The organism is Drouetiella sp. (genome assembly GCF_059504425.1).
In genome coordinates this window covers 1-26,917 of the sequence record NZ_JCACIN010000019.1, presented here as the reverse complement: position 1 = coordinate 26,917, position 26,917 = coordinate 1, and the positions used below count along the sequence as shown (strand labels likewise).

Annotated in this window: 28 protein-coding genes; 20 read left to right on the top strand and 8 right to left on the bottom strand. The window is 50.8% G+C overall.

Translation table 11 applies throughout. The features are described 5' to 3' along the window. Window positions 1-13 precede the first annotated feature (13 nt). Window positions 14-1,366, bottom strand: a complete 1,353-nt coding sequence (locus AC5JMP_RS04070; protein ID WP_495850152.1) for a UDP-N-acetylmuramoyl-tripeptide--D-alanyl-D-alanine ligase — start codon at window positions 1,364-1,366, stop codon at window positions 14-16. Between the two features lie 653 nt (window positions 1,367-2,019). On the opposite strand from AC5JMP_RS04070, the gene AC5JMP_RS04065 reads away from it, so the two are divergent. From AC5JMP_RS04065 to AC5JMP_RS04045, 5 genes are all read left to right on the top strand, one after another. Continuing rightward, window positions 2,020-3,297 carry a Sll1247 family protein gene (locus tag AC5JMP_RS04065; RefSeq protein ID WP_495850151.1) on the top strand — a complete coding sequence of 426 codons (1,278 nt, stop codon included), beginning with the start codon at window positions 2,020-2,022 and terminating at the stop codon, window positions 3,295-3,297. A gap of 130 nt (window positions 3,298-3,427) precedes the next feature. Next, on the top strand, window positions 3,428-3,607 hold the full coding sequence (rpsU, locus tag AC5JMP_RS04060; RefSeq protein WP_495850150.1) for a 30S ribosomal protein S21: 180 nt from the start codon (window positions 3,428-3,430) through the stop codon (window positions 3,605-3,607). Between the two features lie 468 nt (window positions 3,608-4,075). Next, window positions 4,076-5,035, top strand: coding sequence for a response regulator (locus tag AC5JMP_RS04055; RefSeq protein WP_495850149.1), 960 nt, complete (start codon window positions 4,076-4,078; stop codon window positions 5,033-5,035). A gap of 137 nt (window positions 5,036-5,172) precedes the next feature. Then, window positions 5,173-5,979, top strand: coding sequence for a bifunctional demethylmenaquinone methyltransferase/2-methoxy-6-polyprenyl-1,4-benzoquinol methylase UbiE (gene ubiE, locus AC5JMP_RS04050; protein ID WP_495850192.1), 807 nt, complete (start codon window positions 5,173-5,175; stop codon window positions 5,977-5,979). Between the two features lie 40 nt (window positions 5,980-6,019). After that, on the top strand, window positions 6,020-7,249 hold the full coding sequence (locus tag AC5JMP_RS04045) for a DUF445 domain-containing protein (RefSeq protein WP_495850148.1): 1,230 nt from the start codon (window positions 6,020-6,022) through the stop codon (window positions 7,247-7,249). A gap of 172 nt (window positions 7,250-7,421) precedes the next feature. Here AC5JMP_RS04045 and AC5JMP_RS04040 read toward each other — a convergent pair whose 3' ends face one another. After that, window positions 7,422-7,535, bottom strand: coding sequence for a photosystem II protein Y (locus tag AC5JMP_RS04040; RefSeq protein ID WP_495850147.1), 114 nt, complete (start codon window positions 7,533-7,535; stop codon window positions 7,422-7,424). 323 nt (window positions 7,536-7,858) lie between these two features. Then, window positions 7,859-8,377, bottom strand: coding sequence for a gamma carbonic anhydrase family protein (locus AC5JMP_RS04035; protein ID WP_495850146.1), 519 nt, complete (start codon window positions 8,375-8,377; stop codon window positions 7,859-7,861). A 100-nt stretch (window positions 8,378-8,477) separates the two neighbouring features. On the opposite strand from AC5JMP_RS04035, the gene AC5JMP_RS04030 reads away from it, so the two are divergent. The 5 genes from AC5JMP_RS04030 (at window position 8,478) to AC5JMP_RS04010 (ending at window position 11,908) form a co-directional block, all read left to right on the top strand. Continuing rightward, complete coding sequence (locus AC5JMP_RS04030) at window positions 8,478-8,987, top strand: TIGR02652 family protein (RefSeq protein WP_495850145.1); 510 nt, start codon at window positions 8,478-8,480, stop codon at window positions 8,985-8,987. A gap of 130 nt (window positions 8,988-9,117) precedes the next feature. Beyond that, window positions 9,118-9,561 carry a VOC family protein gene (locus AC5JMP_RS04025; protein WP_495850144.1) on the top strand — a complete coding sequence of 148 codons (444 nt, stop codon included), beginning with the start codon at window positions 9,118-9,120 and terminating at the stop codon, window positions 9,559-9,561. Between the two features lie 136 nt (window positions 9,562-9,697). After that, the gene (locus tag AC5JMP_RS04020) at window positions 9,698-9,916 is read left to right on the top strand and encodes a TLTLP motif-containing protein (RefSeq protein ID WP_495850143.1); all 219 of its coding nucleotides are present in this window, start codon (window positions 9,698-9,700) and stop codon (window positions 9,914-9,916) included. 225 nt (window positions 9,917-10,141) lie between these two features. Beyond that, window positions 10,142-10,654: an inorganic diphosphatase gene (locus tag AC5JMP_RS04015; protein ID WP_495850142.1), complete on the top strand. Its 513-nt coding sequence runs from the start codon at window positions 10,142-10,144 to the stop codon at window positions 10,652-10,654. A gap of 318 nt (window positions 10,655-10,972) precedes the next feature. Next, entirely contained in the window at window positions 10,973-11,908 is a 936-nt protein-coding gene (locus tag AC5JMP_RS04010) for an MBL fold metallo-hydrolase (RefSeq protein ID WP_495850141.1), read from the top strand. Here AC5JMP_RS04010 and AC5JMP_RS04005 read toward each other — a convergent pair. The 3 genes from AC5JMP_RS04005 to radA all read right to left on the bottom strand — a co-directional run bounded on the left by AC5JMP_RS04005 (window position 11,905) and on the right by radA (window position 14,580). After that, complete coding sequence (locus AC5JMP_RS04005) at window positions 11,905-12,225, bottom strand: Npun_R1517 family heterocyst differentiation transcriptional regulator (protein ID WP_495850140.1); 321 nt, start codon at window positions 12,223-12,225, stop codon at window positions 11,905-11,907. The genes AC5JMP_RS04010 and AC5JMP_RS04005 overlap by 4 nt on opposite strands. Before the next feature lie 258 nt (window positions 12,226-12,483). Further along, window positions 12,484-12,759, bottom strand: a complete 276-nt coding sequence (locus tag AC5JMP_RS04000) for an Npun_R1517 family heterocyst differentiation transcriptional regulator (RefSeq protein ID WP_495850139.1) — start codon at window positions 12,757-12,759, stop codon at window positions 12,484-12,486. Between the two features lie 324 nt (window positions 12,760-13,083). Further along, entirely contained in the window at window positions 13,084-14,580 is a 1,497-nt protein-coding gene (gene radA, locus AC5JMP_RS03995) for a DNA repair protein RadA (protein ID WP_495850138.1), read from the bottom strand. Between the two features lie 294 nt (window positions 14,581-14,874). Here radA and rpaB point away from each other — a divergent pair, with 294 nt between their 5' ends. The 3 genes from rpaB to AC5JMP_RS03980 all read left to right on the top strand — a co-directional run bounded on the left by rpaB (window position 14,875) and on the right by AC5JMP_RS03980 (window position 17,804). After that, window positions 14,875-15,606 carry a response regulator transcription factor RpaB gene (gene rpaB / locus AC5JMP_RS03990; protein ID WP_495850137.1) on the top strand — a complete coding sequence of 244 codons (732 nt, stop codon included), beginning with the start codon at window positions 14,875-14,877 and terminating at the stop codon, window positions 15,604-15,606. 140 nt (window positions 15,607-15,746) lie between these two features. Then, window positions 15,747-16,805 (top strand): phosphate acyltransferase PlsX, encoded by a 1,059-nt coding sequence (plsX, locus tag AC5JMP_RS03985; protein ID WP_495850136.1) that lies wholly within the window; start codon window positions 15,747-15,749, stop codon window positions 16,803-16,805. Window positions 16,806-16,808: 3 nt separating this feature from the next. Next, entirely contained in the window at window positions 16,809-17,804 is a 996-nt protein-coding gene (locus tag AC5JMP_RS03980) for a beta-ketoacyl-ACP synthase III (RefSeq protein ID WP_495850135.1), read from the top strand. A 161-nt stretch (window positions 17,805-17,965) separates the two neighbouring features. Here the strand turns inward: AC5JMP_RS03980 and hisA are convergent, their stop codons facing one another. After that, window positions 17,966-18,742, bottom strand: a complete 777-nt coding sequence (hisA, locus tag AC5JMP_RS03975) for a 1-(5-phosphoribosyl)-5-[(5-phosphoribosylamino)methylideneamino]imidazole-4-carboxamide isomerase (RefSeq protein WP_495850134.1) — start codon at window positions 18,740-18,742, stop codon at window positions 17,966-17,968. Window positions 18,743-18,902: 160 nt separating this feature from the next. On the opposite strand from hisA, the gene AC5JMP_RS03970 reads away from it, so the two are divergent. From AC5JMP_RS03970 to AC5JMP_RS03960, 3 genes are read left to right on the top strand one after another with little or no spacing between them, the layout of a single operon-like run. Continuing rightward, a complete protein-coding gene (locus AC5JMP_RS03970; RefSeq protein ID WP_495850133.1) occupies window positions 18,903-19,190 on the top strand; it encodes a TM2 domain-containing protein in 288 nt (95 codons plus the stop codon). Between the two features lie 19 nt (window positions 19,191-19,209). Continuing rightward, window positions 19,210-19,722 carry a DUF2752 domain-containing protein gene (locus AC5JMP_RS03965; RefSeq protein ID WP_495850132.1) on the top strand — a complete coding sequence of 171 codons (513 nt, stop codon included), beginning with the start codon at window positions 19,210-19,212 and terminating at the stop codon, window positions 19,720-19,722. 27 nt (window positions 19,723-19,749) lie between these two features. Continuing rightward, window positions 19,750-19,938, top strand: a complete 189-nt coding sequence (locus AC5JMP_RS03960; RefSeq protein WP_495850131.1) for a hypothetical protein — start codon at window positions 19,750-19,752, stop codon at window positions 19,936-19,938. On the opposite strand, the gene gyrB is transcribed toward AC5JMP_RS03960, so the two are convergent. Continuing rightward, window positions 19,935-21,872, bottom strand: a complete 1,938-nt coding sequence (gene gyrB, locus AC5JMP_RS03955) for a DNA topoisomerase (ATP-hydrolyzing) subunit B (protein ID WP_495850130.1) — start codon at window positions 21,870-21,872, stop codon at window positions 19,935-19,937. The two genes, AC5JMP_RS03960 and gyrB, sit on opposite strands and share 4 nt — an antisense overlap. A 192-nt stretch (window positions 21,873-22,064) precedes the next feature. Here gyrB and miaA point away from each other — a divergent pair, with 192 nt between their 5' ends. The 4 genes from miaA (at window position 22,065) to dnaA (ending at window position 26,842) form a co-directional block, all read left to right on the top strand. After that, window positions 22,065-23,024 (top strand): tRNA (adenosine(37)-N6)-dimethylallyltransferase MiaA, encoded by a 960-nt coding sequence (miaA, locus tag AC5JMP_RS03950; protein WP_495850129.1) that lies wholly within the window; start codon window positions 22,065-22,067, stop codon window positions 23,022-23,024. A 112-nt stretch (window positions 23,025-23,136) separates the two neighbouring features. Next, complete coding sequence (locus tag AC5JMP_RS03945) at window positions 23,137-24,345, top strand: acetate/propionate family kinase (RefSeq protein WP_495850128.1); 1,209 nt, start codon at window positions 23,137-23,139, stop codon at window positions 24,343-24,345. 135 nt (window positions 24,346-24,480) lie between these two features. Then, complete coding sequence (rnhA, locus tag AC5JMP_RS03940; RefSeq protein ID WP_495850127.1) at window positions 24,481-25,353, top strand: ribonuclease HI; 873 nt, start codon at window positions 24,481-24,483, stop codon at window positions 25,351-25,353. Window positions 25,354-25,453: 100 nt separating this feature from the next. Next, a complete protein-coding gene (gene dnaA, locus AC5JMP_RS03935) occupies window positions 25,454-26,842 on the top strand; it encodes a chromosomal replication initiator protein DnaA (protein WP_495850126.1) in 1,389 nt (462 codons plus the stop codon). The last annotated feature ends 75 nt before the right edge of the window (window positions 26,843-26,917 follow it).

Below are 26,917 nucleotides of genomic sequence, written 5' to 3'. Positions count from 1 at the left end.
AATATAAAAAAATTCACCTAGCGTTTTTGAGAAGTTCCTCCACGACCTGATCTAGCCCAACTGCCCGCGATGCCTTGAACAAGATACGATCGCCTGACTGCATCGTTTCTCGCAGCCGCTCCACAACCTCATCATGGCTAGAAAATTGCTCCGTGGGCAAGCTGCCTGCTCCCGCCGCCATTGCCTGACTTTCGGCAGCATCTGCCAAAATCAGCAGGGCATCCAGGTTGAGCTGCTGCGCCGCCACACCCACCTGATGATGAAATTCTGGAGAGCGATCGCCCAGCTCTTTCATGGTGCCCAGCACCGCAATTCTTCGCTTAGCGGGAGTTTCAGCCAGCAGATGCAGGGAGGCAATCATCGATTCCAGTCCCGCATTATAGGTTTCGTCCAAAATCACGATGTCGTGAGGCAATTCCCTGCGGTGCGATCGTCCTTTCGGCATTTCGACGGATAGTTCCTGCGTCAAACTTTCCCAATTAATCTGCAAAGCTTTGGCAACTGCTAGCGCCGCCAGATAATTGAGGGCATTGTGCCGACCGGGTAATGGCAGCTTAAAGTCTATGCCATCGACTCGCAACGTTGCAGCATCCACCCACTCCCCCTGCAAATCGCCGCCTTCCAATCCGTAGGTGATGGTTTTGCCTTGCCAGACTTCTGCTGCCGTCCGGATGAGGCGATCGTTGTCCTGATTCAGAATTGCTGTGCCTGTGGGCTGAAGCTGTTGCAGTAGCTCACATTTTGCATTGGCGATCGCCTGTTCCGATCCCAAGATGCCGATGTGCGCCGTGCCCACATTGGTAATGAGAGCAATGTCAGGACGGGCAATCTGCGTCAGCAGCACAATTTCTCCAGCCGCCCGCATTCCCATTTCAATCACCGCATAGTCGTGACTTGGCTCTAGCTCCAGCAATGTTTTAGGCACACCAATTTCATTGTTGTAGTTCGCCTGAGTCTTCAGCACCGAGCCTTGAGTCGCCAAAACTGCGGCAACTAGCTCTTTCGTGGTGGTTTTTCCCACCGAACCTGTGATGGCAATCACCGGAATCTTAAACTGGTTGCGCCACCAGTGAGCGATCGCCTGGTAGGCTTGCAGCGTGTCTTTCACCCAGAGCAGTGGCAGCTGAGCCTGATCGTCAGCCCGATCAACGATCGCCGCAATTGCGCCCTGCTGAATCACCGTCGGCACAAACCCATGCCCATCAAAGCGATCGCCCCGCAGCGCCAAGAAGACTTCACCGGGCTGAAGGTGACGGCTATCCGTGACAACGCCGATCGCCCTTTGCGATAAAGCTGCTGCCGTCAAATTAACGGGCGTGGCATCCAAAATTTCGATTAACTGACCCAAAGAAACGCGACAAGCCATGCTGGATACTTTGGTTATATAGATAAATGGTTATGTAGATAAATTTCGACAGATAAGAGCCAAATGGGTTGTGTTTCAAATGTGTTGCTGATTTTTTTGAAAGGAGCGCTCAGCGCTCCTTTCAAAAAAATCAACAAAAAATCAACAATAGACTTCTTGCAGATTAAAGTTTTGGGATTAGGTTTAGTGGGGGCGCAGCCCCCACTAAACCTAATTTGCAAGAGGTCTAATCTGTCTAGACCAACACCAGCCAAATGTAAGAGCCAAATGAAATCAGCGCTGGATGAATTAGCAGCCATGATACCCCTGCAAATCATCCTCTCGCAAATGGGGCGATCGGATTAACCGTTACGCAATTTAAGGTATTTGAGTATACTTTAAATCTAGCATGAGTAAAAACACGTAGACTAGATTTGGCTCTTTGAAGCTTCAAAGATGAAAAACCAGCGTAAAAATGCTTAGCTTATTCATAAATTTAAACTTGCAGTGATATTAATCACAAGATCTAGTTATAGATTCCGAGTATTATCGGATACGCTGGGCGTAAGTTCAATCATCTGTTACGGATACTCGTGCGGTACGTACTGGCTTAGTAAGTATGAGCCTTCAAGTATGCGCCTTGCGAGTTTTGGAATTTATTGGAATTGTCAACTGTGGTTACCGATAGTCAGATGAGTCGTTACAATCGCCCCATCATGCAGGAAGAGCAGCAGATCTACGATCATTTGCTGCACTGGATTGAGCTAGAGTCACCGACAGAAATGATTACGCGTTTCCAAACGCTGTTTCTGAATGGAACGGGCTATCCAGATCAGCAGATCTCTCAGGCGTTGAAAAAGATTGTGGGGTCTGAGCTAGCAACCGAAGACTTTCGCTACATTCTCAATCGCTGCTGCCACATTTTGATTAACCGTTGGCAAGCTCGCCCTCAGTCGCAGCTGGCAATTCCGCAGCTTGTGAAGCTATTTGAGTCGCCACCCCATGCGTTTGGCATCAGCGCCACCCATTCCTACACCATTAAACGGCTGCATAGCCTCATCAACCAATTTACCGAAACAGAGCAATATTTGACGTTGCGCCGTCTGGCTCAGGTGTTAACTGAAGCCGCCGAATCTCAGGGCAATCGCCCCCTAGGGATGCTGATTCGCCGCTATCCGTACTTATATGAACACTGCTTGCTGAGTGACGGGAGTACGCAAGAACAGAAGACAACCGTGCAGAAAATTCAGCTCGTTCGACAAAAACAGTTCGAGATTGATCTGTCGCAGTATGTGACCTATCAGGTAAGGCGATCGCATTCCACCCAATCTCCCACTGCCGACTCTCAGCACATTATCCTTCCGGTCACGAACCCCACGCTGCTCACCGATCAAGATTTGAGTCAAGCCCTACATCACTATATTGGCAAGATCGAAGGGTCGCGAACTCACAAAGATATTGCACTCAACTTCATGACCCATGTTGGCTCATCGCCCTCTATTCGATCGTTCAAAGACGATTTATATCAATACATCACGGCTTCGGTTGATCCAGCCTATGGCAATCGCAAGTTTAATAACCAGCTCTACTACTATCTGCAAGACGTTTTGCCCGACAGCAGCCACCAGTGCCTCAACGATTTTTGGCTCATTCGTATCTGCAACCACCTGCTCAACTTTTTGGTTGCCGATAAGCCCCAAAGCCCCAACCACTTTATGTTTATTGATCTAATCACCAACTTAGGCCCGATCGCCACCATTGGCATCTTGCTCAAAATTGTCTTGATTTGTCGCAAGGTCAGACCTTGCCTAGAGCGGCGGCTCTCTATTCTATTCAGCCATTATGAAATGTCTGCCCGTGAGGCGGTTGAGTGGTTGGTGCAAGCTCTTGAAACTCTTAATGTCGCCCTCACAACTAACTTTGGTTCTATGAATTTATCTTTAGTTCGCTGATTCTCTAAGATTTACCTTAAAATCTGTATTGCCGAAGCTGCCTATAATTCCTAAAATGTCATAGTCAGTTATCTCGTGTGTGGCTGACCCAGCTATTTTTTATAGTCCCTCAAGTTAAGGAGCACCCAGGATGACCCAAGTGGTCTTAGGCGAAAATGAAGGAATTGAGTCTGCTTTGCGTCGGTTTAAGCGAGAGGTTTCAAAGGCGGGCATCTTAGCAGATGTTAAGAGCCATCGCCATTTTGAGACTCCTTTAGAAAAACACAAGCGTAAAGCAATTATGGCTCGCCGCAAGAGGCGTTTTCGTTAGGGCGTATTGACGCTACATCCTCGCTACGCTAGTTAAAAGTGAGACATCTTGAGTACAAGATAAATTGAGTGAGAGATAAACTGAAGCGCCTGTTGCTCGATCGCCTAGTTGCTGATATTAGCGATTCTTGAGAGTCTGCGGCAAAGCTAGGTAGGGGTAGGATAAGCAATGACCATAGGTTCTTTGCGATCGCTGCCAAAAAATTATTGCCTTAGAGATTGGGGATGTAGCTAGACTATGTCCCCAATGATTTTGGGTTAGGGCGCTAGAGTTGACACAATAATTTGTGTCTGTTTTCTCATTAGCCTCCGTTAGAGAGTTAGAACTAGGTCAAAAGTGGCAAGACTAAGCGAAGCAGCCCTGATTTGAATTTGCTCGGAGGCAGAATCTCTCAAAAGGGCTGTTTGACTCGCTCATTTTTACAAGCTTCAAATCCATTAGACCTTAGCCTTGCAAGAGTACAGTTTTATGAGTAGTGCCTTTTCAGAACCTACCCCTAGCCAGTTTATGAATTCAGAGCGTCCTCAAAAGCCTAAGATGCTGGTCGTGGATGATGAGCCAGACAATCTCGACCTGCTCTATCGCACCTTCCGGAGAGACTTCAACGTCTTGAGGGCTGAGAGCGGCATCACGGCTCTGGAGATTTTGTCAACTGAAGGCGAAGTTGCCGTGATTATTTCTGATCAGCGAATGCCAGAAATGAAAGGAACTGAGTTTCTGAGCAAGACTGTGCCTCAGTTTCCTGACACAATGCGGATTATTCTGACAGGCTTTACGGATGTTGAAGACCTTGTAGAGGCAATTAACTCTGGACAGGTTTATAAGTACATCACGAAGCCTTGGGACCCCCATGAATTAAAGGGCGTTGTGCAAAGAGCAGCTGAAACCTATGACTTGCTAAAGCAGCGGACGGAGGAGCTGCATCAGGCTCAAGCTCAAACCACTCTACTCAGCCTAATTATTGCAGCAGTAGCTCAGGCGGCTCACAAAGATGATTGCCTTAAGCCGATCGCTGATGCCTGTGGCAAAGCTCTGGGTGCCGATCGTTGTGTTGTCCAGAGAGTTGAGGGAAAGAGCGTCGAGGGAGAGAGCGTCGAGGGATCTTTGGGTGTGCAAGGAGTCTATGGTTCTGAAAGCGAGGGTTTGGGTCAGCCCCTCGATCAAGATCCGCTAGTAGAGGCAGCGATCGCTACACACCAACTCCAGTCTTCTGTGCAAAAACTCTCTGTGCCAAACGATTTAGAACCTCGGCTCCACCCTGGTGATTCAGACATCCGAGCGCATATAGTCGCTCCTGTGGTGTTCAAGCATCAGGTGGTAGCCGTCCTGTCGCTGCAATGGAGCAAGCCTCACCTTGTGCAAGCTGATAAATTGATGCTCATTAACCTGGCAACTCAGCAGATTGGCATGGCGATCGCCTGTGCTTAATCAATTTGCAGCAGATTTTCAGTTCGGAAATCCTCCAAGCATTTGAGATTTAATCCGCAAACTTCCTGTCTCACAGATTGTGTAGGATTAGCTTATAAACTAACCGCAGTGTTTCTGTGAACAGTGCTTCTGTAAACTTGGCTTCTACTAATTCAACTGCCTCTCCTGTTGCTAAAGATATTCAGACAATATTTAATCGCATTGCTCCTGAGTACGATCGCCTAAACGATCGGCTTAGCCTAGGGCTGCATCGAGTTTGGAAGCAAATGGCGGTTAAGTGGAGCAATGCTTCTCCTGGCTCAGTTTGTTTGGATGTTTGCTGCGGTAGCGGTGATCTGACCCAGATGCTTGCTAGACAGGTAGGTGCAAAGGCAGGCGCAAAGGCAGGCGCAAAGACAGGTGCAAAAGCCGAAGGGCAAACCTATGGGCAACAAGCCTATAGGGGACAAGCCTATGGGGGACAAGTCTATGGGCTAGATTTTTCGGCGGCGCTATTGGCAACAGCTCGGCAGCGAGTTGAGCAAAACTTTCAGCCGCTACCCATAACCTGGATAGAAGGTGATGCCCTCCATCTTCCTTTTGATGACAACCAGTTTGATGCAGCAACCCTCGGCTACGGTCTACGCAACGTCACCGATATTCCGCGAAGCCTTGAAGAACTCCAGCGCGTCTTGAAACCAGGTGCTAAAGTTGCCATTCTCGACTTTCATCGTCCTAGCAACCCGTATCTGCGTAGCTTGCAGCAATGGTATCTGGATACCCTCGTAGTGCCGATGGCAGCAGGACTGGGTCTGAGAGAAGAGTATGCCTACATTAGCCCCAGTCTCGATCGCTTTCCATCTGGCGCTGAACAGGTCGTTCTGGCGGATCAAGCCGGATTTTCCCATGCCGTGCATTACCCGATCGCTGCTGACATGATGGGTATCCTGGTTGCTACGAAGTAATAGTGAACCCTCTAATCCTTAACCCCCATTCTTAACTCCCTTGGATCTTGCGACTCTCTGGACTCTAGCGGCACCGCCGATCGTAGGTGGCATCATTGGCTACTTCACCAATGACATTGCCATCAAAATGCTGTTTCGACCCTATCGAGCGCTGTATGTCGGCGGTAGGCGGCTTCCCTTCACCCCCGGACTTATTCCTAGCAACCAAGAGCGCCTAGCAAAGCGCATTGCTGACACTATTATGGGATCGCTGCTGACCCCCGACGAGCTAAAAAACCTGGCGCGGAAGCTACTGCAAACCGAACGCATCCAAGCGGCAATCTACTGGCTGCTGGGGCTAGCGCTAGAACAAGCTCAAGGAGCGAATGAAGAAAAGGCAATCAAGATTGTTGCCAATATCCTCAGAGATTTGCTGGGACAGTCGCTGCCCCGTCTCATTAAGGTCATGGCGCGGCGCGAAGACTTTTTGGAAACCCAGCTCAACCAAATTTTTGACCAGGTGCTTCTAGAGTTAAGGCTGACTGAAGCACAGGCAGTTCAGCTCTCTAGCTGGCTGCTGGAAACCGTGTTGCCGCCTGATGCTATTCGGCAGGTATTGGTCGATTTCCTAACCGATCGCAATATTCGTGTCATCGACGAAGGCTTGCGCGAGAAAACCAGCGGTACCTACTGGGTGGTCGCCAACCTGTTTGGAGTGCGAAACACTCTAACGCGGCTGCGGACTTACTGTTTGGACGATCGCGAACAGAGCAACGCCCGCATTGCTGAGCTGGTTACCTCTCTGGGAATTCAAGCTCGCCTCAAAGAGCTGTTGCAAAATCTCTCTTTGCAAAACCTGCCTGTTTCTACCGTGCGGCAATTGCGGAAAACCATGCGCGACAGCGTCCGGGGCTATGTTCAGCTCAAAGGCTCCGATGTCTTACAGGGGCTGAGCGATTCGATCGACTGGAATAATGTGGCGGCGCTGCTGCTCAATCGCTTGCGCACCTCAGATGCGGTCACTAGCGCCCTTCAGCCCGTCAGCCAGGAGCTGACCCTGGTGCTAGAGCGCTACCTGGAGCGAGATCTAGAAATGATCGTGGCTCAGGCTATTCCCATTTTGAATATCGATCAAGTGATTATCGATCGCGTCCGGGCAACCTCTCCCAAGGATTTAGAGCTGGCAATTCAGGGCATTGTCAAAAGCGAACTTCAGGCGATCGTCAATCTGGGTGGCGTTTTGGGGCTGGTCATTGGTCTGCTGCAAACGGTGAGTCTGCTGTTGCAGTAGATCTGGCAAATTCGCAGCCATAAGACGGGCATAAAAGCGATCGCCCTCAGATCCCGCATAAAACAGGGTTCACAAAAGCGATCGCATCCAGGAGTTACAACAATCTGACTCACATCAAACTACTGACAATTTTTTGTTTTTCCGCTCACAAAGCAAATCTTTCAGCTCAAGCTTACTTATCGATGAAGTCTTTGCCCTGCTTCAACGCAGCCTGTCCAATGTTCTTAAACACCCAACCCAGCGCCAGCGCCAGGGGCAACACCACAACTAAAATACGCCAATCCATAGCTAAGTTTCTCCCTTAAAGAATTATAAATAACTCTCATGTTTAAGCTCTATTTTGCTTTGAAATGGCGGGTTTTACTAGGTCTAGCGTTACATATATTTACAATTAATATTCATAGCTGTCACCAGTTTGTTTAGGACATTTGGGGTGAGGCGCAGCGCCCCACCCCTAAATGTCCTAAGCCTAACCGCCTTAGCCGTTCCTCTATATTTATGGCATTACGTAATTGAGTTAGGACGAGTTATTTTTTGAGAGCCGCGCTCCGCGCGGCTCTCAAAAAATAACTCATTGGATCTGAGCGCGTAGCGCCATAGAAGCTAGGTCTAAAGAACAAACCCTAAATCGGCACCTCGCCCTGCATGAACTAATGCCAACTTCTCGTATTTGAGCGCATGATCGATCAAATGCGCTACCTCAGCTTCTGAAAGAGTTCGCGAGACTTTTGCCGGAATGCCCATGACCAGCGATCGCTCAGGCACATCTTTAGTGACAACCGACCCTGCGCCAATGATGCTGCCTGCTCCAACCTTGACGCCATCTAGAACGATCGCCCCAATTCCAATCAGGCAGCCTTGCCCAATCTGAGCACTGTGAATCACGGCGCGATGTCCCACAGTGATATGAGCCTCTAAAAGGGTCGGCTGACCCGGATCGCCATGCAGCACTGCGCCGTCCTGAATATTAGTGCATTCGCCAATGGCAATACGCTCGACATCTCCTCTGACTACCGCGCCGTACCAGATGCTTGCGCCAGACGCAATTTCTACATGACCGACGATCGTGGCATTGGGCGCAACAAAGGCGGCTTTTGATAAATCAGGGGGAGGCCAATAGCTACTCATGCGGATTATTTCTACCAGATTTTCCAAGACTCCAGATTTGTCACAGAGTATAATAAAACTACTGGAATTGGCTCAGGTCGCATATGCTGACACCAAATTAATGATGAACCCAGCTTTACAATATCCAATCTTTGGTGCAGAAATTCAATGTCCTCACTGTCGCCAAACGATTCCAGCGCTTACACTCACCGATACTTATCTCTGTCATCGGCATGGTGCGTTTGAGGCAGACCCCAAGACGGCTGAGCTAGTCCATCTCCAGTCTGGGCGGCACTGGCGGCAGTGGAACAATGAATGGTACCGTCAGCACACGCATCCAGACGGCATCCGCTTTGAAATTCATGAAGCGCTCGATCGCCTCTATACGCAAGGGTATCGTGCTACCCGCGTTATTATTGCCCAGCGTTACAAAGATTTGATTGGCACCTATCTGGAGCGCAGTGCCCCTTGGCGAGGTCAGCCAGATGCGCCTCGCCCAAGGCTATACGGGCTTCCGGTCGAGTTTAGTCCCGACTCGGCTGAGGAACCTTGCTGGGATGTAATCAACTTTGATTTGGAAAAAGAACCGGGCGCACCCGTTCGCTATCCCTACTTCCGTCTGTTTGAATAGCCGTCTGTTTGAACAGCCTGTCTCCAGTTATTCAGTTCGCCCCTCATTAGACCTCTTGCAAATCAAAGTTTTGGGATTAGGTTTAGTGGGGGCTGCGCCCCCATTAAACCTAATTTGTAAGAAGCCTACTATGCATCACGCTTCCATTCGCACCTCCAATATTCATCAGGCGATCGCCTTCTACGAACAGCTTGGGTTTCAAGTCTGCGAACGATTTACGGCAGGCATTACCCTCGCGTGCTGGATGGAAGGTTTGGGTGGACGAATTGAGCTATTGCAGGTGCCTCAGCCTCGTCCGGCAGCCGATGCCTTCGGGGATGAGCATTACACGGGCTACTATCACCTGTCGTTTGATTTGACAGACATCACTGCTGATTTACCGGAGTGGCTAGACCATCTAAAGGATAAATTTCAGAACGCTCAAACCTCAGAGCCAATGCAGCCTTTGCAGGTTTTGCTAGAGCCAACGCAGCAGATGATTGGCGATCGCGTCTATGAAGTCGCGTTTATTGCCGATGCAGATGGGTTGCCTCTAGAGTTTCTGCGGATGATGAATCGTCTGGAAGATGACTAAAATGGTTTAGGGCATTTACAATCTGCTTCTAGGATAGTCATATTAGCCCTTATGGCATTAGCTCTTATGGCTTAGCCCTTAAGCCATCTGCGAAGCCACGTCCAATCTACATTTAATTTACAGAGCAATTTTCAATATGGAACCTGGTAGTACAGCTAGCAACCCCCCTGTACAGACTTCTCAACCGCTAGCCAACCTTTTGGGTACCCTGATCGCCCTCCTGACGTTAACTGTCCCGATGATTGCGATCGCCCACTTTTCCTCCGATCATGTTTCCTCAAGCAATTCTTCAGAAGAGTTTTCTGTAGGTCAAGTCTGGCAAACGCCACCTCAGATTTTGAAAAGCAGAGAGTAGCTGAAGCCATTGCTTATGGACTTACGCATCAGCTCCCCCAACTCCCCAATCCTGGGGGACTTTGAACTCCAGCTTCCCCAGAATTGGAGTTTGGGGGACAGATTTCGCTTTAATCTGCGTAAGTCTCACCAAAAATGCTCTCAGAGGGGTAGCTAAAATGGGTTAGAGTTTTGCATGTGCAAGCTTTTGGCTACACCCCCTAGTTTTGTTATTTGGAGAAACGCTGTGGATTTAACGCTCATTCCTGCCCAGCCTAAGCCGGGAATTATCAACGTTCTGATTGAGATTCCAGCAGGCAGCAAGAACAAGTATGAGTTTGACAAGGATATGAATGCTTTTGCGCTGGATCGAGTGCTATTCTCTTCGGTGCAATATCCCTACGACTACGGGTTTGTGCCCAATACGCTGGCTGATGATGGTGATCCGCTAGATGGTATCGTGCTTATGGATCAGCCAACTTTTCCAGGTTGTGTCATTGCGGCTCGTCCCATTGGCATGTTAGAGATGATTGATGGCGGCGATCGCGATGAAAAAATTCTTTGCGTTCCCGATAAAGATCCTCGCTATGTTGACGTGAAGTCTTTGAAGGACGTATCACCCCATCGTCTGGAAGAAATTGCCGAATTCTTCAGAAGCTACAAGAATCTGGAAAAGAAGGTGACTGAGATTTTAGGGTGGAAGGATGTCGATCAGGTCATGCCTTTAGTCGAAGCTTGCGTTAAAGCAGCGCAAAAGTAGGCAGGGTTAGTAGACAGGGTTTAAGAATTCAATGTAGTAACCTATTCTCAGATCTACTTGATAGGGTAGGCATTGCCTACTCTGCTTACGATGGACAACAATAGACCTCTTGCAGATTAAAGTTTTGAGATTAGGTTTAGTGGGGGTTGCGCCCCCACTAAACCTAATTTGCAAGGAGTTAATAGATACTTACCACTAAATGCTTGATTGAGCCGATTCAGATTAGGGAATTCTGAGAGTAGGAAGAATGTAAAAACCGTGAAGCTTTGCTAATCAAGGGTTAAATCAATAATTCAAATGTCAGGCTTTGACTTTTCAATGAATCGCTCTCAGTTGCCCAGCGGAACTTTGTCTAGTGGAACTTTGCCCAAAGAGGCGATCGACCGATCATTGGGATTCACGGTGAAATTCTGGGGCGTGCGAGGAGACATTCCCACCCCCGGTTTTGAAACCCTGCGCTATGGCGGCAACACGGCTTGTGTCGAGATGTGTGCTGGCGGCAAGCACTTAATTTTTGATGGAGGCACAGGACTACGAGCGTTAGGAAAGTCTCTCATCCACGAAGCACCTGTGCAGGCTCACCTATTTTTCACGCATACGCACTGGGATCGAATCCAAGGATTTCCATTTTTTGTGCCTGCCTTTCATCCAGGCAATCGGTTTGACATTTATGGAGCGGTAGGAGCAAACGGCGCATCCATTAAGCAGCGCCTTTATAGCCAAATGTTACGCCCTCATTTTCCAACGCCCATCCAGACAATGCGATCGCACCTTCAATTTCACGATATCGCCCCTGGATCGGTGATTGAGCTGGATGACGTAGTGGTAGAAGCGATCGCCCTTAATCGCTCTAATGGCGCATTGGGGTATCGAGTCACCTGGAACGGATACTCGGCAGTCTACGCAACTGATATTGAAACCTCAATTCATACTTCAGTCAATCAGGTGGATCAAGGCTTGCTTTATCTGGCGCACCACGCAGATTTGCTGATCTACGATGCGGCTCAGGTTACAGGTAGTCAGCCAAATGGCTGTGATCAGCTCTCTTCAGTCTGGAGCACTGGCGTAGAGATAGCAATGCTGGCTCAGGCAAAGCAGCTTGCTCTCTTTCATCACGATTCGGATTACACAGATGATTTTCTCGATCGGGTTGAGTTAGAAGCCCAAAAGCATTTTCCTAACGCAGGTCTTGCCCGCGAAGGGCTAACCATTCAACTGGTGACCGCAGGTTCGCATCTCTCGCACGAAAGTTAAGGATCTGTAGAGTTACGCAAGCGAATCAAATGACGACGCATGCGTGGAGAAACTTTGTCATCAGGAACCTCCTGAGCTTTTACCTCTGCTTTGGTAGGTTCAAGATACGCATCAGCCCCCTGAGCTAGAGCGTCTAGAAGAAGCTGTAGAAGCTGACCGTCTCGCTTGTTAAGAATTTGCTTTTCTTCAATGAGTCTGAACTTCAGATTAATTTCACAATCATAGACGGCAAACTCAGAATGACTGGTCTGACCTTCTATTTTTTCGCTCAGAGCATTTTTTTTATTTTCGGTACCACTGTTTTGATCAATTGTCATCTGCTTTCGATGTAGAAGTCCTGACAGTGCGGCACTACATTTTTCATAGCACCTGGTTGAGCGAGCGACGATTGTTTGGTTTACCTCATGGCTCATTCTGGATCGGAGAATCGCTAACTAAGATCCTTTATAAGTACGCAAACCCTGGCTATCTGGATTGGAAGAATTGAGTAGCATTCAATACAGACTTCTAAGTGTAAACGAGCGGCAGGGCAAAGCAGATCTAGGGTATTTAAACATCAGCCAATACTAGGAAATTTAGGAGATATTTTTAGAGTTGCGTAGCCAAATGAGCTGACGACGCATCTGTGGAGAAGCCTCCATGTCAGATAGCTCTTGAGTTTTCACGTTTGATTCAATCGGTTCAAGGTACTGATCAGCGCGACAGGAAATAGCGTCTAGTAGACGCTCCAAGAGTAGCTCACGGTTATAGATTACCTGCCGCTCTTCAATCAACCTGAATTTGAGGTTAATCTCGCAGGTATAAACAGCAAACTTGGAGTCAGTAATTTGACTACCTAGGTCATTATCCACGGCGCCGTATCCACCCTTAACTTTTGACTGCTCTAGCATATGAGTTTTGATAGAGCAATACTTCGCCCATTCATGTCATCCCACTGGGCGATCGCAGCTTTAATTCTCTATCTCTCCATTTCGTCAAAGGGATAGATTTTTCATTCTTTTTGGATGGTCTCAATGAAGTACCATCTCAACGCAAATGACATCTTAAAGATCTTCAAATCATTCCAGGCACTGCCTAATGGGGAGATGAATGCTGTGTAAGCGAACATTTGAAAAGTATTCCATGTTCTACATTCGCCCCCAACCCTCCCATTCATCGCCAGCACCAATGTGGGGTTAATTCTCCGCGTCACTCTCTGAAGCTGACGCCTTCCCACCCCCCAGCGCGATCGTAATTGCATCCACCACCCGCGAGACGGGAATGATTTCCAGTCCCACGCCAGAGGGAATCTGACCCGTAGGCACGATCGCCCGCTTAAACCCTAGCTTTGCAGCCTCCTTTAGCCGCAGCTCCATTTGCGAGACAGGGCGCACCTGTCCGCCTAGCCCCACTTCACCGATCAGAACTGTCCCTAAATCGACCGTGCGATCGCGAAAACTTGCCGCTACCGCCACGGCAATACCCAGGTCTGCCGCAGGTTCCCCCACGTTTAACCCGCCCGAAGAGGCAACGTAGGCATCGAGCTTAGATAGGGGAATGCCGACCCGCTTCTCCAGCACCGCCAAAATTTGCAGCAGCCGGTTGTATTCAATACCCGTGGTCGATCGCCGGGGTGAAGGATAGCTCGTGGGGCTAACCAATGCCTGAAGCTCCACTACTAGCGGTCGCGTTCCCTCACAAGCCACGATCGTTGCCGTGCCCGGAGACTGCTCCTCCCGATTGCCCAAAAATAACTCCGAGGGATTGCGGACTTCTTCTAAGCCGCGATCGACCATCTCAAACACGCCCAGCTCGTTGGTGGCTCCAAAACGATTTTTCACGGCACGCAATAACCGATGGCTGGCAAAGCGATCGCCCTCAAAATACAGCACCGTGTCTACCAGATGCTCCAGAACTTTAGGCCCTGCGATCGCCCCTTCTTTGGTGACATGGCCAACAATAAACAGCGAGATATTCTCTCGTTTTGCTACCTGCATCAGCGCAGAAGTACATTCCCGGACCTGAGCCACCGATCCTGGCGAAGAATTGAGCGAGGCAAAATACAGTGCCTGGATACTGTCAATCACAGCAACCTGCGGTCGCAGTGACTCTAATTCCCGCAAAATTGACTCTAGATCGGTTTCAGGCAGCAAATAGAGATTATTGGAAACGGCTTCTACAGCGCTGGACGAGTCGTATTCTGCTGTCTCGATTTCCTCATCTGCCGCTACCCGCCCAATGCCTAGCCGCTGCGATCGGAGCTTTACCTGCTGCCCCGACTCTTCGGCACAGACGTAAAGCATTCGATACCGCATCGCCAGCCGATTGGCTGCCTGTAGCAGCAGCGTCGATTTGCCGATACCTGGATCGCCGCCAATAAGAACGAGTGAACCCGGAACAATGCCGCCACCCAAAACGCGATCGAGTTCGGTGTAGCCAGAAGACAGGCGAGATTGGGGATAGTCAGCAATCTGCTGAAGAGTGAGAGCCGCAATAGGAGCAGTTTGCTGGGCTTTGGCAGCGTGTGGCTTACGCGAAGTCGTGAGCGAGGCGGCGCGGTTTCCCGTGGGCGTGGCGGCAACGACCTGCTCCAGCAGAGAGTTCCACTCTTTGCAAGCCGGACACCTGCCATAGTATTGAGAAGATTCAGTGCCGCATTGATTGCAAACGTAGAGCGATCGAGACTTAGCCATGGTTTGCCCATTCAAATCTGAAGTGCGTTATGTAAAACCTTAGTTTTTTGTTAGAGTCCCCAAATTTCACTGGAGATAATGTTGAAAATTGGGGGATCGATTCTTTAACAACTCGTTAAGACTTTCAGTAAGAACTGTTTCTAAAATCCATGAGCAAGAAAAGTTAAGAAAATTCTGAAAACTGCATATAATAGGCAGTCTGGGGTTCTAATGTGAATTGAATAAGCCGATATCTTAATGATAGAGCGACAAAAACTAACTTTGAAAATGATTTTTTAAGGAGTGTTAAGTAAATTGGAAAATCATAAAGAAAAAATTCTAGTTGTAGATGATGAAGCGAGCATCCGGCGGATCTTGGAAACGCGGCTTTCTATGATTGGCTACGATGTGGTTACGGCAGCAGATGGAGAAGAGGCGCTAGAAACCTTTCGCAATGCCAATCCTGACTTGGTAGTGCTGGACGTGATGATGCCGAAGCTAGACGGCTATGGGGTTTGCCAAGAGCTTCGCAAAGAGTCTGATGTGCCCATTATTATGCTAACGGCTTTGGGCGATGTTGCCGATCGCATCACGGGTCTGGAGCTAGGAGCTGATGATTATGTGGTTAAGCCCTTCTCGCCCAAAGAGCTAGAAGCCCGCATTCGATCGGTGCTACGGCGCGTTGAAAAGGTCGGTAGCTCTGGAATTCCTAGCTCTGGCGTGATTCACATTAACAACATCCGCATTGATACCAACAAGCGACAGGTTTATAAGGGCGATGAGCGCATTCGGCTGACGGGCATGGAGTTTAGCCTGCTAGAACTGGTGGTAGGGCGATCGGGCGAACCTTTCTCTCGCTCGGAGATTCTGCAAGAGGTGTGGGGCTATACGCCTGAGCGTCATGTGGACACGCGCGTCGTGGATGTGCATATTTCTCGGCTACGCGCCAAATTAGAAGACGACCCTAGCAACCCTGAGCTAATTCTGACGGCGCGCGGAACAGGCTATTTGTTCCAGCGGATTGTCCCACCGGGCGAAGTCGAATAGGTTTTACTGAGCAAGTTGCCAGTGAATTGCCAGTAAATTGCCAGTAAATTGCTGAGCAAATCTGGATTCCTGTTAATTCTCTGCACCGCTGGGTAGAGTCCATCTGATAAAATTTGTGAGGTTTCTATCACTCTTCATCAATGGGATCGACTCAGGCAAGGATCGCAATTGACGCAATGGGGGGAGATTTTGCTCCCGCCGAAATCGTAGCTGGTGCACTGAGGGCACAGGCAGAGCTGGGTGTGGAGATCCTGCTCGTTGGCGACCCGCAGCAGCTCGCCGACTTAATTAAGCAACACAGCTCCTCTATTCAGGTAGAGGTGGTGCCCGCAGAGGATTTGGTGGAAATGCATGAGGAGCCGCTAACCGCGATCCGCCGCAAGCCCAAATCCTCCATCAACGTGGCAATGACTTTGGTAAAGGAAGGTCGAGCGGATGCAGTGGTTTCTGCGGGGCATTCGGGCGCGGCAATGGCTTCGGCTTTGCTGCGCTTAGGTCGTCTGCCCGGTATCGATCGCCCTGCCATTGGTACCGTGCTGCCCACTATCCTGGCGGGCAAGTCGGTACTGCTGCTCGACATGGGCGCAAACGTAGACTGTCGCCCCAAGTTTCTGGAGCAGTTTGCCGTTATGGGCACCATTTACGCCCAGTATGTCTTGGGAATCGAGAAACCCAAGGTGGGGCTGCTGAATATTGGCGAGGAGCCTTCTAAGGGCAATGATTTGGCGCTGCGCACCTACGAGCTGCTGGAGCAAAATCCTCGCATTCCCTTTGCAGGAAATGCCGAAGGGCGCGATGTTCTGTCCGGCAATTTTGACGTGATTGTCTGCGATGGCTTCGTCGGCAACGTGCTGCTGAAGTTTGCCGAAGCAGTGGGTGGCGTGCTGCTGCAAATCCTGCGAGAAGAGCTGCCTCGCGGCTGGCGCGGCAAGCTGGGTACCCTGCTCCTCAAGCCCAACTTAAAGCGGATTAAACAGCGAATCGATCATGCGGAACATGGCGGCGGTTTGCTGCTGGGCGTGGCGGGCATCTGCATCATCAGCCACGGCAGTTCTCAGGCTCCTTCGATTTTTAATGCCATCCGCATCGCCAAAGAAGCGGTTGATAACCGAGTGCTCGATCGCCTACAGTCCCAGTATCAGGCTGAGTCACCAAAACTGTCTCCCAAAACTGAAGCTACTGCCCTAGACGGAGAGTAAATCTTGAACGGAATAGGCATTGCCTTTACTGGAAGCGGCTCCGCTGCGCCAGCTCATATTTTGGACAATGGCACTCTCAGCCAAATTGTCGAGACTTCCGATGAGTGGATCGCCGATCGCACGGGCATTCGGCAGCGCCACCTAGCACAGCCCCAGGAATCTCTGAAGACGATCGCCGTTGAAGCTGCCCAAAAAGCTCTAGATATGGCGAACATCCAGCCAATGGATGTGGATCTGATTATCCTAGCGACCTCCACTCCTGACGATTTATTTGGGACGGCGAGTCAAATTCAAGCAGAGCTAGGAGCCATGAAAGCGGTTGCCTTCGATCTGACGGCAGCCTGCTCTGGCTTTGTGTTTGGTCTAGTGACAGCGGCGCAGTTTATTCGTACCGGAGTTTATCAAAACGTGCTGGTGATTGGCGGCGACCTTCTTTCACGCTGGACAGACTGGAGCGATCGCCGTACCTGTGTTCTGTTTGGCGACGGAGCCGGGGCTGTAGTCATGCAAGCAAATTTGGAGTGCGATCGCCTCTTGGGCTTTGAGCTACGCAGCGACGGCACTCAGAATAATTGCCTGACCCTAGCCTATCAGGCGCAGCCTAAAACGTTGATTGAGCCAGTGACGATCGGGCAAGGCAGCTTTCAGTTCATTCAAATGAATGGTCAGGAAGTCTATCGCTTTGCCGTTCGCAAAGTCCCGGAAGTGATTGAGAAAGCCCTATTTCGCGCCAATCTCAGCGTCGAGCAGGTAGACTGGCTGGTGCTGCATCAGGCAAACCAGAGAATCTTAGATGCCGTTGCCGATCGTCTGGGCATTCCTTCTGAGAAAGTGATCAGCAATATGGCACGCTACGGCAACACCTCAGCCGCCTCCATCCCGATCGCCCTAGATGAAGCCGTGCGATCGGGCAAGATTAAGAGTGGGGATGCGATCGCCACTTCCGGCTTTGGGGCAGGGCTAACCTGGGGCGCGGCTGTCTTTCGCTGGGGGCGTTAGTGGTTAGTCAAGTAGTAGTGAGCGGGTAGATGGGTAGAGGGTAAGAGGGTAGATGGGTGAGATGGGAACCCTCATCCACTCATCCACCCGTCAGCTAACAATTGACAGACCAATGGGCTGCTCTATTCTGGATTCAGAGTCAATCCAAAATTTTTCTAGGCTTACGCAAATGCCGAGTTGCCCAAATCAGGCGGCACATCTTGCCAGCGTCCGTTCCCTACCGCCCGAATCGCCTCCTTCAAGACAATATCGCCCGTGTATAGCGCCCGCCCGACGATCGCCCCACTCACGCCGATCGGCTCCAGCGCCAGTAAGTTCAGCAGGTCTGTGATGGAACTCACGCCGCCGGAGGCAATGACCGGAATGGCGATCGCCTCTGCCAACTCTCGTAAAGCCTCGCGGTTGGGGCCCTGCATTGTGCCGTCACGGTGAATGTCGGTGTAAATGATGGCGGCAGCGCCCAAATTTGCCATCTGCTGCGCCAGGGTGACGGCTTCCACCTCAGAAGTCTCTAGCCAGCCGCGTGTTGCCACCTTGCCGTTGCGGGCATCAATACCCACAACAATTTGACCGGGAAACTCCTGGCAGAGCGCCTTCACTAAGTCTGGCTGCTCAACGGCAACCGTGCCGAGAATCACCCGCCGCACGCCCAGCGCCAGCAGATCTGCCACCGACTGTCGATCGCGCAAGCCACCCCCCACCTGCACAGGCAGCCCATCCACTGACTGCATAATTGCCGCGATCGCTTCTTGGTTCACTGGATGCCCCGCCTTTGCGCCATCCAGATCGACCAGATGCAGCCAGGTTGCCCCTTGCGCTGCCCACTGCTGCGCCACCGCCATCGGATTTTCATCAAATACCTGCGACTGGGCATAGTCTCCCTGGTAGAGCCGCACACATTGCCCGTTGAGCAGGTCGATCGCTGGAATCACATCCATCTGGCTTTGTCCTTCATCTGTAACGTGCAGTAAAGAATTCTACAACCCTCCGTTTGTCTTGAGATTGATCCGGGCACATTAATCCCAGAACCGAAGTTTGGTTTGGAACCAAAATTTTGTTCCAGCTCACCTGATCTCAAGCTATTTAAAGGAGTTTTCCGTGACTAATTCCACCCTACCGGGCGCAGATAAAAAGATTGCTGCCGGAATTTGCGGCATTTTAATCGGCGCTTTTGGCGTTCATAAATTCATTTTGGGCTACAAGTCTGAAGCTTTCATTATGCTGGGAGTCTCGGTAGCCGGAATTGTACTGTCCTGTTTTGTCATCCCTGTGCTAGCAACAACCGCCATGGGCGTAGTGGGATTAGCGGAAGGCATTATTTACCTGACTAAGAGCGATGAAGAGTTTGTGGCTACTTATATTACGGGTAAGAAGCCTTGGTTCTAGCATATGAGGCTTAAAAGTCATGATTGAACGTCGGATTAAACGATCGCCCACCCTTTCAAGCTCCAGTGTATGGATTCGCTGGGCTATCTTAGGACTGAGTCTTGCACCCGTAATCGGTGCATTTCTCTACAATGAGGGGCTAAGACTCACGCCGCAAAAGTGTTTTTTCCAGCAGCTGCTTGGCTTCCCCAGTCCGGGCTGCGGCATGACGCGATCGTTTATGGCGATCGTCCGAGGAGACTGGCAGCAGGCTCTAACCTATCATCTGTTTGCCCCTTTTCTGTTTGGCATTTGCCTGGTTGTGGCCTTCTATGCCGCCATTGAATTAATGGCAGGACGCAGGCTGACCGACTATGGGCAATTGTCTTTCTTGAATGAGAGGTACTTGATCCTCATTGCGATCGGTATTTTGCTGTTCTTTGGCTACTATGCGCTCCGTATGTATGCACGCTATGGAAACGGACTGCTGCCCTTCGACCTTGCCGATACAATTCTTTGGCAACAATTGACTCTGGGTGCAAAAGCGCTGTAGGTTCCCTTACTCTTTTTCGCGATCGCCATGCCCACCTTAAAAATGCCCACTTTAAAGCCGAAGCGCCTAATTTTTGCCCTACCGCTGCTTGGCGCAGTCTATTTTGCCGCGTTCTCTGGGCTAGAATCGCCCCTCCTGAAGCAAGAGCTGATCTTGCTTCCTGTGCAGGTCGGTGTGCTGGTTTACCTGCTCTGGTGGCAGCGAGAAAAGCCCTAAATATCTAGATCAGTTAGATTGAGTCTTGAGCCATAGGTTTCAATGAACTCGCGCCGGGGAGCCACGCGATCGCCCATCAGCACTGTAAAGATCCGATCGGCTTCTGCGGCATCTTCAATTTCGATGCGCTTGAGCGTCCGGCTTTCAGGATTCATGGTGGTATCCCAAAGCTGCTGCGGCATCATTTCGCCCAAGCCCTTAAACCGCTGAATGTCATACTTGGCGTTGTCTGGAAAGCCAGAGGTAATCTGCTCCCGTTCGCGATCGCTATAGCAGTAGTAGTGGTTGCGCCCCCGCTCAATCTTGTAGAGCGGCGGACAGGCGATATAGATGTAGCCTTGATCGACTAGCGATCGCTGATAGCGATAGAAGAAAGTGAGCAGCAGCGTCCGAATGTGTGCCCCATCTACGTCTGCGTCAGTCATCAGGCAGATACGGTGATAGCGGAGCTGAGACGGATCAAACTCCTCGCCCTTGATGCCTAGACCCAGAGCGGTAATCAGCGCCTGGATTTCAGTATTTTTATAGATCTTGGCATCATCTGTTTTCTCAATGTTGAGAATTTTGCCCCGGAGCGGCAGGATGGCTTGGAAGCGGCGATCGCGTCCTTGTTTGGCACTTCCGCCCGCAGAATCTCCCTCCACGATGAAGATTTCTGACTCTGAAGGGTCGCGGGAGCTACAGTCTGCCAGCTTGCCCGGTAAGGTTGAAGACTCCAATACCGACTTACGGCGAACCAAATCACGCGCCCGTCGCGCCGCCTCAGCCGCATTAAAAGCCTGAATCGCTTTTTCTAAGATTGCGTCGGCAACGCTAGGACGAAACTCTAGATATTCTGTCAAGACTTCCCCGACCAGCGAATCGACAATGCCACGAACCTCAGTATTGCCCAGCTTTGTCTTAGTCTGTCCTTCAAACTCCGGGTCGGGCACCTTCACCGAGATCACGCCCGTCAGCCCTTCGCGGATGTTTTCGCCTGCCAGGTTAGAATCGCCCTCTTTAAGCTTGTTGCGCTTCCGGGCGATCGCATTCATGGTTCGGGTCAGCACTGCCTTTAGCCCTTCTAGATGGGTGCCTCCATCGATCGTGCGAATGTTGTTGGCAAAACCCAGCAGGTTATCTGTGTAGGCATCAACGCACCATTGCAGAGCCACCTCGATCTGGACATTGTTGCGTTCGCCCTGCACATAGACGACTTCTTCATGCAGCGGCTGCTTGTCGCTATTGATATAGCTGATGTATTCCTTGATGCCGCCCGCGTAGTGGTAGATTTCTACGCGCGGTTCGCTGACCTTTAGCAGCTCTAGCCGATTGTCCGTAAAGGTGATTTCTACCCCAGCGTTGAGGTACGCCAGTTCGCGCAGACGACCCGACAGCGTATTGTAGTCGAACTCAATGCCAATCGTAAAAATCTGAATATCAGGCTTGAAGCTGACAGAAGTTCCAGTCGGATGTCCAGCAGCAGGTTTAACTTGCAGTTCGCCAATAGGCACGCCCCGTTCAAACCGCTGGAGATGCACCTTGTTTTCCCGCCACACCGTCACTTCCACCCACTCGGACAAAGCGTTGACGACGGAAATACCAACTCCGTGCAGTCCACCAGACACTTTATAACCGCCGCCGCCAAATTTGCCCCCTGCGTGCAGCACCGTCATGACGGTTTCTAGCGCAGACTTCCCTGTGCGGGGATGGATATCGGTCGGAATGCCGCGCCCGTCATCGGTTACGGTGACCGAGCCATCAGCATCTAGCTTGACTTGGATATTTTTGCAATGACCCGCCAAAGCTTCGTCAACAGAGTTATCCACCACCTCATACACTAGATGATGTAAACCACGGGGACCCGTCGTACCAATGTACATGCCGGGTCGTTTCCGGACAGGCTCCAGACCTTCTAAAACCTGAATCTGGTCGGCACCGTAGTCAGTCGTCATGGATGAAGTGCTCCTTTGTGCGGTTTGAAGCCGTCTAATAACTTCAAAACATCAAAATACATCAAAATTATAGCAGAAAACTGTTTAAGGCTGTTTTAAGCTAGTCTGAGACGCGGTTCTGCAAGGGGATGGGTTGGCGCTTATCTTGACAAGACTTAACATATATAGCTTTTGTTACACGTGTGAACCTTAATGTCTGCAAGTCCTATCAATACAAACGTATTACTTCCCGCACTTCCTATTCTAGTCGTGATTTGCGGTGCGACGGCAACTGGAAAATCGAGTTTGGCTTTGGCGTTAGCAGAACGCTTGAATGGGGCTATTCTCAGTGCCGACTCTCGCCAGGTTTACCGTGAATTTGACATTGGCACTGCCAAACCCTCGAACGCTGAACAAAATCGCGTCCCACATTACCTGATCGACATTTGCGATCCCACCGAAACCCTCACCCTGGCTCAATATCAGCAGCAGACACAGGAGCTAATTGCCACATTTCACGCTACACCCCAAATCCCACGCCCTGTCCCTCTCCTCGTCGGCGGCACCGGACTCTACATCCGATCGATCGTTCGCGGCTTGCGAATTCCCAGAGTTCCGCCTCAGGAAGAATTGCGATCGCAGCTCCGCTCCCTAGGACAGCCTCAATGCTATGCCTTCTTAGAGCAAATTGATCCCTGGTCGGCAAAAAAAATTCACCCCAACGATCCGGTGCGAACCCTACGGGCGCTGGAGGTGTTTTACGTCACAGGTCAGCCGATTTCAGCTCAGCAAGGCGAAGTGCCTCCTGCCTACCCGATTCTGCAAATTGGGTTAGATTGCGCCAACGTTGAGGCTTTGGGGCAGCGCATCCATAGGCGAACAGCGCAAATGATGACGGCAGGCTTTGTGGAAGAAGTGGCGGCACTTTGTCAAAAATACGGCGCAGATTTGCCGCTGCTCAATACCTTGGGCTATCAAGAGATTAAGCATTATCTATCGGGAAAGACCTCACGGGCAGAGGCGGAGGCAGCGATCGTCCTACACACGCGCCAGTTTGCCAAGCAGCAGCGCACCTGGTTTAGGGCTGACTCGACGATCGCCTGGTTTGACGCCGATTGCCCGGATCTGCTGGAGCAGGTTTGGGCAAAAATACAGGCATTTCTTGCTCCATGAGTCCAGATTCACGTCATTTGCAATCCTGCGAACTTTCCTATCGGCGAACTTTCCGGCAAACTGAAGGATGCCGTGCTATTGCTGAGTTGAAAAGCCGCTGAATTGGAAAGCCATGAAAATCTTGGTGCTGAATGCCGGGTCGAGCAGTCAAAAAAGCTGTTTTTATGATGTCCCAGACGATCGCCTGCCCGATCAGCCGCCCGAACCTATCTGGGAAGCGCAGATTGACTGGTCGCGAGACAAAGCCGAACTCAAAGTCAAGGCTAAGGGGCAAGAGCTAAAGGAATCCACGGCGTTTGAATCTCGCTTGCCTGTGATGGAGCATATGCTCAGCACCCTCTGGAGTGGCGCAACTCAAGTGATCGCAGACCCGTCCGAAATTCAGGGAGTGGGGCATCGGGTGGTGCATGGCGGACAGGACTACAAGGACAGCGTGAGGATTACAGCAGAAGTGAAAGCGGCGATCGATCATCTCTCAGATCTAGCGCCTGCCCATAATCCCGTTAATTTGGAAGGCATCAACGCCATTGAGGAAATCTTGGGTGACGTGCCGCAGGTGGCGGTTTTTGACACCGCCTTCCACGCCCGCATTCCCGACTTTGCTGCCGTTTATCCCGTTCCCTACGAGTGGTCAGAAAAGGGCATGCGGCGATATGGCTTCCACGGCACCAATCACCGCTACTGTGCCCAGAAAACGGCGCAGATTTTAGGCAAAAGTCTAGAGGATTTGAAAATCATCACCTGCCACTTGGGCAACGGCTGTTCGCTCGCCGCCATTCAAGACGGTCGCAGCGTCGATACTACGATGGGCTTCACGCCATTAGACGGACTGATGATGGGCAATCGCTCTGGCTCAGTCGATCCCAGCATTTTGCTTTACATGCTGCGGGAGGAGGGTTACACGATCGATCGGCTCGATCATGCGCTTAACCAAGATTCGGGTCTGATGGGCGTTTCCGGCATTTCCAACGACATGCGGTTAGTCACCCAAGCGGCACAGGACAACCCGCGCGCCAAGCTGGCGCTAGATATCTACATCCATCGGCTGCGGGCTTTGATCGGCAGCATGGTGGCTACTCTCAACGGTATAGACGCGCTGGTGTTTACGGCAGGCGTAGGCGAAAACGCCGCTGATATTCGATCTAGAGCCTGCGAAAACTTTTCGTATATGGGGATAAAGCTAGATGCAGAGAAAAACAATAGCCGTCCTCAGGATCAGTTGATTTCCGCCGCAGACTCCACGGTAAAGGTATTGGTGATTCATGCCCAGGAAAATTGGGCGATCGCCCAAGAATGCTGGACGACCTTAAAGGAGTCTTGAGCCAGAAATCTTGGGCAGCTTGATATTTTGGGCAATATTTTGGGCGTATCCATTGCTCAAGTAGAATCAAGTACGGCTATACTACAGTTCTTCTGTGGCTACATTTCTGTGAAAAGGTTTTGGGGCTAAGTTTCTATGAGCAAGCTAATTAAAAGCATTTACACCGACGGTGCCTGTTCTGGAAATCCGGGACCGGGCGGGTGGGGAACAGTCGTGTATTTTGCCGACGGCTCAGTGCATGAAATGGGGGGAGCCGATCGCCAAACCACCAACAACCGCATGGAAATTCAGGCGGCAATCGCAGCTCTGGAATATCTCGTCAAGACTGACCAATCTGAGCCGATCGGTCTATATACCGACAGCGAGTATGTCAAAAACGGCATCACCAAGTGGATTAAGGGCTGGAAGCAGAAGGGCTGGAAAACTTCTACCAATAAGCCTGTGCTAAATCAAGAGCTGTGGGAAACGCTGGATCAGCTCAACCAGAAAGCCAGCCGCCAGTTCAAGCTGGACTGGCGCTACGTCAAAGGGCACTCTGGCGATGTAGGGAACGATCGCTGTGATGAGATTGCCCGCGCCTTCTCTCTGGGCGGAACTCCCAAATTGCAGAAAACGGTTGACATTAGCTCTTCCCCGCCTAACATCTCCCTATCGAAAACGATACAATCCACTCAGAGCGCTGATCCTGCTGCCCTTGACCTTCATGAACCTGAACCCGAATCAGCTATGAATCCTGCCAGTTTGCCTAATCCTGAAACTTTAGATTTGGACTTGCCGCGTGAGGTGAGGGTTTTCCAGCTACGTAACATGGTCGAAACGCTGCATATGGCCGATGAGATCGCGGGCAAAGGCTATTTGATCACCAGTTCAGAACTGGCTGACTTGATGGATGTAAACGCCAGCGCCGTTACCAGTCGGGGCGACAACTGGGTATGGCGAAACTGGGTGGTGTCCCGCGTCCGTCGAGAAGGCAACCAGATTTTGTGGCAGCTAGAGCGCGTTGATTAAGCCTGATGCTATAAAAAAACTGTAAAAAACTGTGGGAAATTTCTGTGTAGACAAGGCGAAGTTTCGACTATACTCACTGCATTAAAGATCGAGGTGAGCGGTGGAAACGAGTCTAGAGGGTTTTTGGAATCAGGTGCTGGAGCGGCTTCAGCTTCAGCTTAGCCGCCCGACTTTCGAGACTTGGATTAAGCCTGCTACGGCCGAGCGACTCGATCAGACGAGCCTGATGATCTGCACGCCCAACCCGTTTGCCCGCAATTGGCTGCAAAAATATTACGTGAAAGCGATCGCAGACGTGGTTCAAGACATCTTGGGCTACTCGGTCGAGATTCATATTGCCGTTAAGCCGGGAGGTGCAGCCGACAGTTCGCCCTTGGAAGCCTCCGACGCGCTAATGCCGCTACCCATGCAGGCTCCGGTAGCAGAAACCACGCAGCGCGTTCGCCACTCTGAGCTGAATCCCAAGTCTGTCTTCTCTCGCTTCGTCGTTGGCTCCAATAACCGTATGGCGCACGCGGCATCTCTGGCGGTAGCCGAATCTCCCGGACGCGAATTTAACCCCTTATTCCTCTGTGGCGGGGTTGGGTTGGGCAAGACTCATCTGATGCAGTCGATTGGGCATTACCGCCTAGAAATCAACCCAGAGGCAAAGATCTTTTACGTCTCGACCGAGAAATTTACCAACGACCTGATTGCCGCCATCCGCAAAGACAGTATGCAGAGCTTCCGGGAGCATTACCGGGCGGTGGACGTGCTGCTGGTGGATGACATTCAGTTCATTGAGGGCAAAGAGTACACCCAGGAAGAGTTTTTCCACACGTTCAATACGCTGCACGAGGCAGGTAAGCAGGTGGTGATTGCATCCGATCGCCCCCCTAGCCAAATTCCCCGCTTGCAGGAGCGCCTCTGCTCTCGTTTCTCCATGGGGCTGATTGCCGATATCCAGGCTCCGGATCTAGAAACCCGCATGGCGATTCTGCAAAAGAAGGCCGAATACGACAACATTCGTCTGCCGCGCAATGTGATTGAGTACATCGCCTCCACCTATACATCCAATATCCGAGAGCTAGAGGGGGCGTTGATTAGAGCCGTTGCCTACACCTCGATTTCGGGTCTACCCATGACGGTAGAGAATATTTCTCCTGTACTGAATCCGCCCAACGATCGCGTTGAAGCCACGCCCGAAGCGGTCATTACGGCTGTCTCAGAAATGTTTGAAATCCCGATCGAAGATTTGAAGGGCAGCTCCCGTCGTCGTGAAATCAGCGTTGCTCGTCAAATTGGTATGTTTTTGATGCGGCAGCATACCCACCTCAGCTTACCCAAGGTTGGCGAAGTCTTCGGTGGCAAAGACCATACAACGGTTCTATATAGCTGCGAAAAGATCAGCCAGCTCAAGAATACCGATCCTGACTTGGCGAGAAATCTGCGACAGTTGAGCGATCGCATTCACTTTTCTAGTCAAGCTCAGAAACCTGCTCGAAAGTAAAGTTCCTTACTCCAGTAAAACAGGGCAAACGCATCTTAAATTTCATTGACATCTAAAAGCAGGATCGAGGTTTCT